The following is a 12747-nucleotide window of genomic DNA, read 5'->3' on the forward strand; positions in this document are numbered from 1 at the left end:
CGGCGGCCTTGGGCAAAAGAGAGCGGCGTCGGTAAAATGACGTCCGGTCCGTGATTATAGCGAGTGCCTCGCGCTCAGCCGACCGGCTGTGTCGCGCACTGCCGCACTATTGGGAGAAAGCAATGCCATCGTTTGACGTCGTCTGCGAAGCGAACATGATCGAAGTCAAGAACGCGATCGAGCAGTCCAACAAGGAAATTTCGACGCGTTTCGACTTCAAGGGGTCCGACGCGCGCGTCGAACACAAGGAAAACGAAATCACCGCGTACGCCGACGACGACTTCAAGCTCGGCCAGGTGAAGGACGTGCTGCTGTCGAAAATGGCCAAGCGCAACGTCGACGTGCGCTTCCTCGACTACGGCAAGATCGAGAAGATCGGCGGCGACAAGGTCAAGCAGGTCATCAAGATCAAGAAGGGCGTCTCGGGCGATCTGTCGAAGAAAATCGTGCGTCTGGTGAAGGACAGCAAGATCAAGGTGCAGGCGAGCATCCAGGGTGATGCGGTGCGCATCACCGGTGCGAAGCGCGATGATCTGCAAAGCGTGATCGCGATGCTGCGCAAGGACGTGACCGACACGCCACTCGACTTCAACAACTTCCGCGACTAAGCGACGCGACGCGCCAAGCTTGCAACGAGCCTCCCGCGGACCCGGAAGCGCTTCGCATCGGGCCATCGGGCCGGGCGAAGCGCTCAGCCCACTTCAAAGATCGTTGCCCGCCGCCGGACCGGCTGCCTTCTTTTTGTCGCCGATACGGCTCTCCTGCCCGCGCATCAGCTTCGCAATATTGCCGCGATGCCGCCACACGAGCAGCAGGCTCATCACCAGAACCGCGAGCGCGACGATGCGCGGCCCGAACAGAAACACGTAGAACAGCGGCGCGAACAGCGCCGAGCACAGCGCCGCGAGCGACGAGTAGCGCGTAAAGAACGCGACGATCAGCCAGGTTAGCAAGGTCGCGACGCCGAGCGTCGGGTTGATCGCGAGCAGCACGCCCGCGGCGGTCGCGACGCCTTTGCCGCCCTTGAAGCGGAAGAAAATCGGATACAGGTGACCGAGAAACACCGCAAGCGACGCGATCGCGATCGCGCGCTCGTCGAGCCCGTAACGCGCGCCGAAATGCACGACCAGCCATACCGGCAGCCAGCCCTTGAAGGCGTCGCCGATCAGCGTCAGAATCGCGGCCTTCTTGCTGCCGCTGCGCAGCACGTTGGTGGCGCCCGGGTTGCCCGAGCCGTACGAGCGCGGGTCGTCGAGACCCATCGCGGCGCTCACGATCACGGCAAACGACAACGAACCGATCAGATAGGCAACGACAGCGACGATCAGGTTTTGCATCTGGGACTCTTATAAGGATCGCGGTCTGACATTCGATACCCCAACCGCAACAGGGCATGCCCGTCGAATCAGGGCGGCGCACATTTTACCGAACGCGTCCGCGCGAAAAACATTCAGGCAAACGTCAACCCGCTCATCGGCGTCAGTCCACGCTCGCGCATTGCACCGGCTTCGCCGCGAGCAGATCGGTGAGCACCTTCGGCTCGATGCTGACGAGAAAGCCGCGCCGCCCGCCGTTCAACCAGATTTTGTCCATCTCGAGAATGGTCGATTCGACGTACACCGGCATCTGCTTGCGCGTGCCGAACGGCGACGTGCCGCCGATCAGATAACCCGAATGCCGGTTCGCGACCTCGGGCTTGCACGGCTCGACGCGCTTCGCGCCGATCTGCCGCGCGAGGTTCTTGGTGCTGACGGTGCGATCGCCGTGCATCAGCACGATCAACGGCTTCGCGTGCTCGTCTTCCATCACCAGCGTCTTCACGACGTGATGCTCGTCGACGCCGAGCTGGCACGACGATTCCGCGGTGCCGCCATGCTCGACGTAGTCGTAAGGATGCTCGCCGAACGTGACGCCGTGACGGCGCAGCAGCTGCGTGGCGGGTGTTTCCGACACATGTCTGGATTTGCTCATCGGCGCATTGTAATGGCGAGTTTGCACAACGGCTATTTGCCGGATGGCCAATTGTGCGGGTTCGACACTTGTGGCACGATCGTTCGAAAATATGCCGGCGTGGTGCGAGATACTGCGCGCAGGGCCACGAATTGGTAAAGAGGAGACAGTGTTGAAGCAGGCTTCATCCATCCGTTCCACGATCGATATCCCCGCGCTGCTCGCCGCCCTGCCCGCGCGCATCGGCGACATTCCGGCGCTCGCCGCCGCACGCGATCCGCGGCATGTCGCGTTGATCGAAGATGCGCGCCGCCTGACCAACGCGCAACTGCGCGAGGCCGTCGATGCGGCCGCCGCGCTGCTGCGCGACTGGGGCGTGCGCGGCGGCGATCGCGTGATGATCGTCGCGGAGAACAGCATCGCGCAAATCGTGCTGCTGTTCGCGACCGCGAAGCTCCATGCGTGGGCGCTCGTGTCGAACGCCCGACTGTCGGCCGCCGAACTCGATTCGATCCGCGCGCATGCGCAACCGCGCGTCGTCGCGTATGCGCTCGAAAGCTCGCCCGACGCACACCAGCTTGCCGAGAGGCAACGAGCGACACCCGCACCCACGCTGTCGCCGGACATCGGCGCATGGTCGTATGTGGCGGACAGCAGCGTGCAAGCCGAAGCCGTCGAAGCCGCCAGCGACCGCCAATGCGCGGCGCTGATCTACACGACCGGCACCACCGGCACGCCGAAAGGCGTGATGTTGTCGCATCGCAATCTGCTGTACATCGCGGCCGTGTCGAGCCGGCTGCGCCAGGTCGGGCCCGACGACGTCGTCTATGCGGTGCTGCCGATCTCGCATGTGTACGGCTTCGCGTCGGTGTGTCTCGGCAGTCTGCATGCGGGCGCGACGTTGCGGCTCGCGCCGCGCTTCGTGCCGGAAGCGGTGCGCCTCGCCCTCGCCGCCGAGCACGTCTCGATCTTCCAGGGCGTGCCGGCGATGCACGCGAAGCTGCTCGAACATCTGCACACGCACGGCCACGCATGGTCCGCGCCGCGACTGCGCTTCGCTTACTCGGGCGGCTCACCGCTCGACGCCGCGCTGAAGGCGCAGGCCGAAGCGGTGTACGGTCTGCCGCTGCACAACGGCTACGGCATGACCGAAAGCAGCCCGACCGTGTCGCAGACGATGGTCGACGCGCCGCGCGCCGATTGCTCGGTCGGCGAAGTCATTCCGGGCGTCGAAGTGAAGTTCGTCGGGCTCGACGGCGCCGAAGCCGCGCCGGGCGAGATCGGCGAGCTATGGGTGCGCGGGCCGAACGTGATGCTCGGCTATTACCGCAACCCCGAGCAGACTCGCGCGAGCGTCACCGAGGATGGCTGGCTGAAGACCGGCGACCTCGCGCGGCAGGCCGCGGACGGCGCGTTGCATATCGTCGGGCGCAGCAAGGAGCTGATCATCCGCTCGGGCTTCAACGTGTATCCGGCCGAGGTCGAGCACGTGCTGAACGCGCATCCGCAGGTCGTGCAGTCGGCGGTGATCGGACGCGCGGTCGAGGGCAACGAGGAGGTGATCGCGTTCGTCGAACTGGTTTCCGGCGCGACGGTCACGCCCGCGGAGTTGATCGCGTGGTGCGGCGAGCGGCTCGCGCCGTATAAGCGGCCAGCCGAGCTGAAGGTGCTCGCGGCGCTGCCGGCCGCATCGACCGGCAAGATTCTCAAGCACCGGTTACGCGAGTTCGTGTGAAGCGCGCGGGCACCCGCGCGCTTCACGTCGTGCTCACCCGCGCGGATGATGCTGCGCATGCAGCGATTTCAGCCGCTCTCGCGCGACGTGCGTGTAGATCTGCGTCGTCGAAATATCGGTGTGACCGAGCAGCAATTGCACGACGCGCAGATCCGCGCCGTGATTGAGCAGATGGGTCGCGAACGCGTGCCGCAGCGTGTGCGGCGACAACGGCGCATGGACGCCCGCGGTCTGCGCGTGTCGCTTGATGATGTTCCAGAACTGCTGGCGCGTCATGCCTTCCGCGCGTGTCGTCACGAATAGCGCATCGGCCGCGCGCGGGCCGAGGAGCGCCGGGCGCGCCTCGCGCAGATAGCGCTCGATCCACGCGTGCGCCTCTTCGCCGAACGGAACCAGCCGCTCCTTCGAGCCCTTGCCAGTGACGCGCACGACGCCTTCGTTGAGTCCCACCTCGACGGTTTTCAGTGTGACCAGTTCGGTCACGCGCAAGCCGCTCGCGTACATCAACTCGAGCATCGTGCGATCGCGCAAGCCGAGCGGCGTGTCGATGTCGGGTGCGCCGAGCAACGCTTCGACCTGGACCTCGCTCAACGTCGAAGGAAATCGCGGCGGCTGCTTCGCCGAGCGGATGCGCAAGGTCGGATCGGCGGCCGCGCGATGCTCGCGCACCGCCCATGCGTAATAGCGGCGAAACACCGACAGCCGGCGGTTCGCCGAGGTCGCCTTGTCCTTTTGCCGCGCCGCGCTGTAGGCGCTCAGGTCAGCTTCGCTCGCGGTGTCGAGGGAAGCATTGCGCGCGTGCGCGAGCCATTCGCAGAAGAGCCGCAAGTCGCGGCGATACGCTTCGAGCGTGTTGCGCGACAGGCCATGCTCGAGCCACAGCGCGTCGCAGAAGGCGTCGATCGATGCGGAGCTGGTCAGCAGCAGCGGTGATGCGGCGGCCGTGTCTTCGACGTGTACAGCGGTATTGGTGGTGGTGCTCGTGCTCATACGTACGGCACACCTTCATGCGCGAGCAACCAGCGCTTCACGTTGCGGAAGAAGCCGTCGCCGCCATCATGCGCGAAGCCGCCGATGCCGCTCGAACTCACCACGCGGTGACACGGAATCACGATCGGAAAGAAATTGGCGCCGCACGCCTGGCCGACCGCGCGCGGCACGCTGCCGAGCTGCTTGGCGAGTTGTCCGTAAGTCAGCACGACGCCGGGCGGGATGTCGCTGATCGCCTGCCACACGCGCCGCTGGAACGCGGTGCCGCACTCGGCGAGCGGCAGCTCGAATTTCGCTGACGCGTGCTCGAAATAACGCTCGATCTGTTCGGCCACCTCGCGTGCGAGCGGCGTGTCGGGCGCGACGTTGGGCGTCGAGTCGGGCAGATAGACGATCTCGCGCACGGCTTCGCCTTCGAGCCGGATGCCGATCTTGCCGAACGGCGCATCGATCACTGCGTTGAACATGTGCCTGCTCCTCTAGCGTGCCAGATCGCCGGCACCGAATTGCCACGACTTTACGCCGCTTCGAGCGCCCACTCCACATGCTCGCGCACGACCGCCGACGGATCGTCGGCTCGTTGCCTCAAAGCCAGCACGATCGCGGCACGGGCATCGAGGTCGAGACTTGCTGGCGCGGCGCGCAACGCGTTACCCATGCCGACCGCGAGATTGCGCAGCCAGCTCTCGTAGCCGATGCGGCGAATCGCGCTGCCCTGCATGCGCGTATCGAACTCCTCGGCGCTCCACGCGAACAGTTCGACCAGCGACGCGCGATCGAGCCCGTGCCGCACGTCGAAATCGGCGACCGGTGCGGCCTGCGCGAACTTGTTCCAGGGACACACGAGCTGGCAATCGTCACAGCCGTACACCCGATTGCCGATCAGCGGCCGCAGGTCGAGCGGAATACTGCCCTTCAGCTCGATCGTCAGATACGAGATGCAACGCCGCGCGTCGACCTTGTACGGCGCGACGATCGCACCGGTCGGACAGGCGCCGATGCAGCGCGCGCAGCTGCCGCAATGCGAGCCCGGCGTTTCGGGCGCGGCCTCGGGCGAGGTTTCGGCGTCGGTCGGCAGCGGGACGTCGACATAGATCTCGCCGAGGAAAAACAGCGAGCCGGCGTCGCGCTGCAGCAACAATGTGTGCTTGCCGCGCCAGCCGATGCCGGCCTTCTGCGCAAGCTCGACTTCGAGCACCGGCGCCGAATCGGTGAACACGCGATAGCCGAACGGCCCGATCGCCGCTTCGATCCGGTCGGCCAGTTGTTGCAGGCGCTGACGCATCACCTTGTGATAGTCGCGGCCGCGCGCGTAGATCGACACGACCGCCGTCGACGGGTCCGCGAGCCGCGCGTGCTCGGCCGCGCGCCAGTCGCGCGCGCGGGGTGTCGCGCGTGAGGCGGGTTGCGTTACGTCTTGCGGCATGCTTTCAGGCGCGCTTTCATGGCCCCCTTCATGCGCCCCTTCAGCCGCCTCTGCTCCCAGCGTCAGCGCAGGCAAATAGGCGATGCGCGCGGTGATCACGCGTCGCGTGCCGGCCACAAGCTCGGCCGGCCGCGCGCGTTTCATGCCGTGTTTGGCCATATAATCCATCTCGCCGTGGCAACCCGCTTCGAGCCACGCTGCAAGCGGCGCTTCGGCGGCCGACAGATCGGTATCGCTAATACCGATCGCCCCGAAACCGAGTTCACGGCCCCACGTCTTGATGTCGAGCGCGAGCGCACGAAGCGCCGCCTCGTCGAAACGGGACGTTGCGCCAGAAGCTCGCATGGCATCATCGGCCGATGCGGGCGTGCAGAAAACAGGGGACTTCGGACTTCGGTTCATCACGCCATTTTACGAGAATGCCTGTCAATCCCGATCACGCGCCCCTACCGTCCGCTCCCGTGCTGCTCGAACGCTCTGTCGCGCTCGCGGACGAAGCCGCCACGCAGGCGTTCGGCGCGCGCTTCGCACAGGCGATCGAAAGCGTGCGCGCGGCCTCGCATCAGGCACAGCCAGCCCAGCCTGGCGCCGCAAGCGGCCCCGCGTTCCACGGCCTGCAAGTCCAACTGGTCGGCGATCTCGGCGCGGGCAAAACCACGCTCGTGCGCGCGACCTTGCGCGGCCTCGGCCACACCGGCCGCGTGCGCAGTCCGACCTACACGCTCGTCGAACCGTATGTGCTCGAGCGGCCCGCCGGGGAACTCGCGCTCTATCACTTCGATCTGTACAGATTCACCGATCCGGCCGAATGGGCCGACGCGGGCTTTCGCGAATATTTCGACAGCGGCGCGGTCTGCCTCGTCGAATGGCCGCAACGCGCGGGAGCGCTGCTCGGCGTGCCGGATCTCGTCTTCTTGCTCGGGCTCGTCGGCAACACAGACGCAAACGCGGACGCACGCGTACTCGTCGCACGCGCTTATAGCGAATCAGGAAAGGCATGTCTCGAAAGATGTTAATCAAACCATTCCATTCGATCGAATCGGCGGCGGGCGCAACGCATAACTGGCGGCGCCGGCAGATCCTGCGCGCCGGTGCGTCGACGCTGGTGCTCGGCCTCGTCGCTCCGCGTCTCGCGTTTGCGAGCTCGGTGCTCGGCGTGCGCGTGTGGCCCGCGCGCGACTACACGCGCGTGACGATCGAATCCGATCAGCCGCTGCAGAACACGCAGCAACTGCTGCAGGGACCGGACCGGCTCGTCGTCGATCTGAACGGCCTCGACCTCGATCAGGCGCTGAAGGAGCTGGTCTCGAAGATCACACCGAACGATCCGCAGATTTCGTCGGTGCGGGTCGGGCAGTATCAGCCGCACGTGGTGCGCATGGTGTTCGACCTGAAGGGCTCGGTGAAGCCGCAGGTGTTCGCGCTGCCGCCGGTCGGCGCGTACCAGTACCGGCTCGTGTTCGACCTGTATCCGGCCGTCGCGCCCGATCCGTTGATGGACCTGCTCGCGCAGACCGAGCGCAAGCAGCAGGCGCTCAACGAAGAAAACAGCGCGCCGCCCGCGACGCTTGCCGGCCCCGGCACGGCGCCGCCGGTCGACAACAGCGAAGCGTTCTTCGAGCACTACGCGCAGAACGGTGGCGCCGGCAATGGCGCCGCGGGCGTACCGCATCCGCCCACGCATGGCACGACGGCGCCGTCCGCGCCGGTCATTGCCGGCAGGCAGGCGGCGCCGTCCGCGCCCTCCGCGCCGCCTGCCGCACTGGCGCGCAACAAGGGTGGCAACGCCAACAGCAACAGCACCGCACGCGGTCTCGACAGCAACAACGACAACCTCGGCGACAGCGGCGACACCTACGCATTCACCACACCGAAGTCGAGCCGCAGCAACACCGTGCGACTGCTCACCGTCGCAATCGATCCGGGTCATGGCGGCGAGGACCCGGGCGCGATCGGCGGCGCAGGCACCTACGAGAAGCACGTCGCGCTCGACATCGCGAAGAAGCTGCGCGCGAAGATCGACGCGCAGCCGAACATGCGCGCGATGATGACGCGCGACGCCGACTTCTTCGTGCCGCTGAACGTGCGCGTGCAGAAAGCGCGCCGCGTCGGCGCGGACCTGTTCGTGTCGATCCACGCGGACGCGTTCACGACGCCCGAGGCGAAGGGCTCCTCGGTGTTCGCGCTGTCGGAGCACGGCGCGTCGAGCGCGGCCGCGCGCTGGATGGCGAACAAGGAGAATTCGTCGGATCTGATCGGCGGCATCAACATCAAGTCCGCCGACGCCACCGTGAACCGCGCACTGTTCGACATGTCGACCACCGCGCAGATTCGCGACTCGATGCGCTACGGCAACTTCGTGCTCAAAGAGATCGGCGACATCAACAAGCTGCACAAGGGCTCGGTCGAGCAGGCCGGCTTCGCGGTGCTGAAGGCGCCGGACATTCCGTCGATCCTCGTCGAGACCGCGTTCATCAGCAATCCGGACGAAGAGCGCCGCCTGAACGACGACGCGTATCGCGACAAGATGGCCAGCGCGATCCTGACCGGCATCAAGCGCTATTTCGCGGCGAATCCGCCGCTCGCGAAGAGCCGCATGACGTGATGTCGGCACACACGAAGCAATAAAAAAACGGCCTCGCGGCCGTTTTTTTATTCACGCTCGCGACGCGTGGTGCAACGGTTGCTCAGCGTGCCGGTATCAAGCGCTGCACGACCCAGCCGCCGAACACGTTGACCGCGAGCCCCGCCATCACGAGCAACGCGCCCGCCACCTGCATCGCAGACAGTTGCTCGCCGAGCAGCCACGACGCCGACGCGAGTCCGACGATTGGCACCAGCAGCGAGAACGGCGCGACCTGGCTCGCCGGATAGCGCGACAGCAGACGGCTCCACAAGCCATAGCCGTCCAGCGTCGCGATAAACGCCAGATAGACGATCGCGAAGATCGACAGCGCGCTGATACCGGTCAGCGCGGCGGCGATCTCGCGCGGCCCTTCGAACACGAACGACGCCGCGAAAAACGGCAGCGGCGGAATCAGGCTCCCCCACACGACGAGTCCGACCAGATCGACCTTGCCGACCTTCTTCGTAACGATGTTGCCGAGTGCCCACATGCACGCGGCGCACAGCGTCAGCAGGAAACCAGCGACGGACATCGTGTGGCCGCCTTGCAGGCCGATCACCGCAAGCCCCGCCGCGGCGATCAGCAGACCCGCGACGTTCGGCAAACGGAAGCGCTCGTGCAGAAACAGCGCCGCGAAGATCAGCGTGAAAAACGCCTGCGCCTGAAGCACCAGCGATGCAAGCCCCGCCGGCATGCCGACGTACATCGCCGAGAACAGGAACGCGAATTGCCCGAACGAGATCGTCGCGCCGTAGGCGAACAGCCACCGCCACGGCATCTGCGGCCGCTTGACGAAAAACACCGCCGGGACCGCAGCGAGCGTAAAGCGCAGCGCGCCGAGCAGCATCGGCGGCACGCCGTGCAGGCCGACCTTGATCACGACGAAATTGACGCCCCACGCGAGCACGACGATCAGCGCGAGCAGCAAGTCCCTGGGCGACATCCGGGTCTCCAAAGAAATGGTTCGATCTGGCAGTGTAACGGAGGCCGCAAATTCGCTTCGTTGCGCCCGCTCGTGGCGAGCGTGCGCCGTTGCCGTCGGCAGCGCGCGACGCGCAGTAGAATCGACCATTCGAGTCTTCTCCTTCCATTTTCCCGTCGAGCTTGCCCATGACTTCCTCGATCAAAGCCGTCCTCAAACCGCACTTACGCGACATCGGCAATCTGACCGTGCGGCGTGTCCTGCCTGCGATGGCGGCGCGCCTCGTCGGCCCGTTCATTTTCTTCGACCACATGGGCCCCGCGACCCTCGAACCCGGCAGCGGCCTCGACGTGCGCCCGCATCCGCATATCGGCCTCGCGACCGTCACCTATCTGTTCGACGGCGCGATCATGCATCGCGACAGCCTCGGCTCCGAGCAGAAGATCGTCCCCGGCGACGTCAACTGGATGACGGCCGGGCGCGGCATCGTCCATTCGGAGCGAACGCCGCCGGAAGACCGCGCGCGCGGCCAGACGATTCACGGCATCCAGACCTGGGTCGCGCTGCCGCTCGCCGATGAAGATGCCGAGCCGTCGTTCGCGCATCATGCGGCGGCGACCTTGCCGGTCGTCGAGCGCAACGGCGTGACGCTGCGCGTGATCGCGGGCACCGCGTTCGGCGCGGTGTCGCCGGTCGCGACGTTTTCGGGCACGCTGTACGTCGCCGCCGACTTCACGCCGGGCAGCGCGTTCGCGCTCGAACCGGAGCACGAGGAGCGCGGTGTATATCTGGTGGAAGGCGATCTGGAGATCGACGGCACGCCGCTCGAAGCGGGCCAGATGGCCGTGCTCGCGCTCGACGAAACCGTCACGCTCGCGAGCACGCACGGCGCGCGCGCGATGCTGCTCGGCGGCGAGAAGCTCGACGGCGAGCGCTTCATCGAATGGAATTTGGTCGCGAGCTCGCGCGAGAAAATCGAAGCCGCGAAGCTCGCGTGGACCAATCAGGAAATGGGCCACGTGCCCGGCGAAACCGAATGGATTCCGCTGCCGCAGCGCAAGTGACGGCGCCGGGCCGCGCGCCAGGGTGGGCATTGAATTCGCGCGATTCGGCCCCACCTAGCGCCTGTTCACAAACCGTTTCTATCGACGAGGACGCAATGGACACCACTCTGGCCACTTTCGAACAGGACGTCATCAAGGCGTCGATGCTGGCCCCCGTGCTGGTCGATTTCTGGGCGCCGTGGTGCGGCCCCTGCAAGAGCCTCGGCCCGATGCTCGAAAAGCTCGAAGCCGAAGCCGCCGGCAAATGGAAGCTCGTGAAGGTCAACGTGGACGAGAACCACGAGCTGGCCGCGCACTTCCAGGTGCGCAGCATTCCGCACGTGATCGCGTTCGCCGACGGCCAGGCCGTCGATCAGTTCGTCGGCGTGCTGACGGAAGGACAGCTGCGCGAGTTCCTCGACCGGCTCGTGCCGCAAGGGGCGCCGGCCGCGCGCATCGAAGCGCAGACCGCGCTCGCCGAAGGCCGCCGCGACGACGCCTACGACCTGCTGCAAGCGGCGCTCGCTTACGACCCGGGCTTCGACGACGCGCGCATGGACCGCATCGAGTTACTGCTCGAAGACAACCGCATCGATGAGGCCCGCAACGAAGTCGATCTGCTGTCGCCGAAAACCACGCAAGGCATCGACGCGCGTTTCAACGCGATCAAGACTCGGCTCGACGCGGTGGACGCCGCCGCGGACCTGCCGCCCACCGATGCGCTCGAAGCGCGCGTCGCCGGCCACCCCGACGATCTCGAAGCACGCTTCGATCTTGCGAATGCGTTTATCGCGCGACGCAAATACGCGCAGGCGCTCGAACATCTGCTCGCGATCGTGCAACGCGACCGCGCGTTCCGCGACGATATCGGCCGCAAGACGATGTTGTCGGTGTTCGATCTGGCCGCACATCAGCCGGAGCTGGTGTCGCAGTGGCGGCGCAGGCTGAGCGCGTCGTTGTATTGATCGATTGTGATGTTTTGCCCGATGGCAGCCTGGGTCAGCGCGGTTGAAACCGCCGCCCGGGCTGCCTCCTAAACCGTCGCCTTCTTCGCCAGCTCCCGCAACACGTACGCCGCGGCCGCAAAACCAAAGCTCGCGGTCACGCACACGCTGGAGCCAAACCCGGCGCAGTTCAAGCCGACCGGCCCCGTATGCCCCGGCGACGTGCTCACGTGCTCGGCTTCTTCATCGATATCGCAGACGGCCGCTTCCGGATAGATCAGCGGCTCGTCGGAATACACGGCGTTCACCTTGAACTTCGCCTTCGGCCCGCGCGGAAAGCCATGCTGCTTGCGCAACTGCCCGCGCACCTTCGACAGCAGCGGGTCCTGGATCGTCAGCGCGAGATCGTCGATGCGGATCCGCGTCGGGTCGAGCTGACCGCCCGCGCCGCCGACCGTGATCAGCGGCTGGTTGCGCTCGACGCACCATGCGATCAGCGCGGTCTTCGTGCGCACGCTGTCGATCGCGTCGATCACATAGTCGAAGCCGCCGCCGAGCGTGGCCGCGAAATTGTCCGGCTCGACAAAGTCCTCGATCAGCCGCACCTCGCAGTACGGATTGATTGCCGCGATGCGTTCGGCCATCGCTTCGACCTTCGGTTTTCCGTAGTTGCCGTCGAGCGCGTGAATCTGCCGGTTCGTGTTGCTTTCCGCGACGTTGTCGAGATCGATCAGCGTCAGCGTGCCGAGCGCGCTGCGCGCAAACGCCTCCGCGACCCACGACCCCACCCCGCCGATGCCGATCACCGCGACGTGCGCACCCTCGAATGCGGCGAGCGCGGGCGCGCCATACAGACGGGCGATGCCGCCGAAACGGCGCGCGCGGTCGGCGGTTTCGTTCGCGTCGAGGCTGGTAGTAAGATCGGATTGCGCGGCGGTGCTGGACATGATGGCAGGGCTCGAAAACACAGGCGGAACAAAGCAGGCGGCGGCGCTTTGGCAAATCGCCTGGGCAAATTGCTTTGGCAAATGGGGCGCGCAGCCCGTATTTTGCCTGAACACGTGAAAACAGCCGCGGAGGACCACGAGCAGCGACGCAATGTTGCAGGCTT

The 12747-nt window shown here is 65.9% G+C and carries 13 protein-coding genes; 6 read left to right on the forward strand and 7 right to left on the reverse strand.

The features are described from left to right. The first annotated feature begins 122 nt into the window (after window positions 1-122). A complete protein-coding gene (locus tag OKW37_RS19645; RefSeq protein ID WP_018421633.1) occupies window positions 123-608 on the forward strand; it encodes a YajQ family cyclic di-GMP-binding protein in 486 nt (161 codons plus the stop codon). Between the two features lie 93 nt (window positions 609-701). Here OKW37_RS19645 and plsY read toward each other — a convergent pair whose 3' ends face one another. After that, window positions 702-1337: a glycerol-3-phosphate 1-O-acyltransferase PlsY gene (gene plsY / locus OKW37_RS19650; protein WP_184023064.1), complete on the reverse strand. Its 636-nt coding sequence runs from the start codon at window positions 1335-1337 to the stop codon at window positions 702-704. Window positions 1338-1479: 142 nt separating this feature from the next. Continuing rightward, on the reverse strand, window positions 1480-1971 hold the full coding sequence (ybaK, locus tag OKW37_RS19655; protein WP_090801630.1) for a Cys-tRNA(Pro) deacylase: 492 nt from the start codon (window positions 1969-1971) through the stop codon (window positions 1480-1482). A 151-nt stretch (window positions 1972-2122) separates the two neighbouring features. Between ybaK and OKW37_RS19660 the strand changes: the two genes are divergently transcribed. Next, complete coding sequence (locus OKW37_RS19660) at window positions 2123-3685, forward strand: class I adenylate-forming enzyme family protein (protein ID WP_429404619.1); 1563 nt, start codon at window positions 2123-2125, stop codon at window positions 3683-3685. A 33-nt stretch (window positions 3686-3718) separates the two neighbouring features. On the opposite strand, the gene xerD is transcribed toward OKW37_RS19660, so the two are convergent. The 3 genes from xerD to queG are packed head-to-tail and all read right to left on the reverse strand — an operon-like array spanning window position 3719 to window position 6503. Next, entirely contained in the window at window positions 3719-4675 is a 957-nt protein-coding gene (gene xerD / locus OKW37_RS19665) for a site-specific tyrosine recombinase XerD (protein WP_429404617.1), read from the reverse strand. Beyond that, the gene (locus tag OKW37_RS19670; protein WP_090801634.1) at window positions 4672-5142 is read right to left on the reverse strand and encodes a methylated-DNA--[protein]-cysteine S-methyltransferase; all 471 of its coding nucleotides are present in this window, start codon (window positions 5140-5142) and stop codon (window positions 4672-4674) included. The genes xerD and OKW37_RS19670 overlap by 4 nt, the downstream gene beginning before the upstream one ends. 50 nt (window positions 5143-5192) lie before the next feature. After that, window positions 5193-6503: a tRNA epoxyqueuosine(34) reductase QueG gene (gene queG, locus OKW37_RS19675; protein ID WP_429404615.1), complete on the reverse strand. Its 1311-nt coding sequence runs from the start codon at window positions 6501-6503 to the stop codon at window positions 5193-5195. Window positions 6504-6520: 17 nt separating this feature from the next. Between queG and tsaE the strand changes: the two genes are divergently transcribed. Next, window positions 6521-7117: a tRNA (adenosine(37)-N6)-threonylcarbamoyltransferase complex ATPase subunit type 1 TsaE gene (gene tsaE, locus OKW37_RS19680; protein ID WP_429404613.1), complete on the forward strand. Its 597-nt coding sequence runs from the start codon at window positions 6521-6523 to the stop codon at window positions 7115-7117. Beyond that, window positions 7099-8706 carry an N-acetylmuramoyl-L-alanine amidase gene (locus OKW37_RS19685; protein WP_429404611.1) on the forward strand — a complete coding sequence of 536 codons (1608 nt, stop codon included), beginning with the start codon at window positions 7099-7101 and terminating at the stop codon, window positions 8704-8706. The genes tsaE and OKW37_RS19685 overlap by 19 nt, the downstream gene beginning before the upstream one ends. A gap of 82 nt (window positions 8707-8788) precedes the next feature. On the opposite strand, the gene OKW37_RS19690 is transcribed toward OKW37_RS19685, so the two are convergent. Next, window positions 8789-9670, reverse strand: a complete 882-nt coding sequence (locus OKW37_RS19690; protein ID WP_429404609.1) for an EamA family transporter — start codon at window positions 9668-9670, stop codon at window positions 8789-8791. Between the two features lie 167 nt (window positions 9671-9837). On the opposite strand from OKW37_RS19690, the gene OKW37_RS19695 reads away from it, so the two are divergent. Further along, complete coding sequence (locus OKW37_RS19695; RefSeq protein WP_429356074.1) at window positions 9838-10713, forward strand: pirin family protein; 876 nt, start codon at window positions 9838-9840, stop codon at window positions 10711-10713. Window positions 10714-10808: 95 nt separating this feature from the next. Then, a complete protein-coding gene (trxA, locus tag OKW37_RS19700; protein ID WP_090801643.1) occupies window positions 10809-11657 on the forward strand; it encodes a thioredoxin in 849 nt (282 codons plus the stop codon). A 68-nt stretch (window positions 11658-11725) separates the two neighbouring features. Here the strand turns inward: trxA and tcdA are convergent, their stop codons facing one another. After that, complete coding sequence (gene tcdA / locus OKW37_RS19705; RefSeq protein ID WP_184058247.1) at window positions 11726-12583, reverse strand: tRNA cyclic N6-threonylcarbamoyladenosine(37) synthase TcdA; 858 nt, start codon at window positions 12581-12583, stop codon at window positions 11726-11728. Window positions 12584-12747: the final 164 nt, after the last annotated feature.

It is taken from the genome of Paraburkholderia sp. MM5482-R2, assembly GCF_050436125.1.
Classification (GTDB): Bacteria; Pseudomonadota; Gammaproteobacteria; order Burkholderiales; family Burkholderiaceae; genus Paraburkholderia; species Paraburkholderia tuberum.

Bases quoted from the DNA above. Each gene is read 5' to 3' on its own strand.
- OKW37_RS19690 (WP_429404609.1), bottom strand. From the start codon at position 9,670: ATGTCGCCCAGGGACTTGCTGCTCGCGCTGATCGTCGTGCTCGCGTGG.
- OKW37_RS19695 (WP_429356074.1), top strand. From the start codon at position 9,838: ATGACTTCCTCGATCAAAGCCGTCCTCAAACCGCACTTACGCGACATC.
- xerD (WP_429404617.1), bottom strand. From the start codon at position 4,675: ATGAGCACGAGCACCACCACCAATACCGCTGTACACGTCGAAGACACG.
- OKW37_RS19685 (WP_429404611.1), top strand. From the start codon at position 7,099: ATGTCTCGAAAGATGTTAATCAAACCATTCCATTCGATCGAATCGGCG.
- OKW37_RS19670 (WP_090801634.1), bottom strand. From the start codon at position 5,142: ATGTTCAACGCAGTGATCGATGCGCCGTTCGGCAAGATCGGCATCCGG.
- tcdA (WP_184058247.1), bottom strand. From the start codon at position 12,583: ATGTCCAGCACCGCCGCGCAATCCGATCTTACTACCAGCCTCGACGCG.
- queG (WP_429404615.1), bottom strand. From the start codon at position 6,503: ATGAACCGAAGTCCGAAGTCCCCTGTTTTCTGCACGCCCGCATCGGCC.
- tsaE (WP_429404613.1), top strand. From the start codon at position 6,521: ATGCCTGTCAATCCCGATCACGCGCCCCTACCGTCCGCTCCCGTGCTG.
- plsY (WP_184023064.1), bottom strand. From the start codon at position 1,337: ATGCAAAACCTGATCGTCGCTGTCGTTGCCTATCTGATCGGTTCGTTG.
- trxA (WP_090801643.1), top strand. From the start codon at position 10,809: ATGGACACCACTCTGGCCACTTTCGAACAGGACGTCATCAAGGCGTCG.
- ybaK (WP_090801630.1), bottom strand. From the start codon at position 1,971: ATGAGCAAATCCAGACATGTGTCGGAAACACCCGCCACGCAGCTGCTG.
- OKW37_RS19645 (WP_018421633.1), top strand. From the start codon at position 123: ATGCCATCGTTTGACGTCGTCTGCGAAGCGAACATGATCGAAGTCAAG.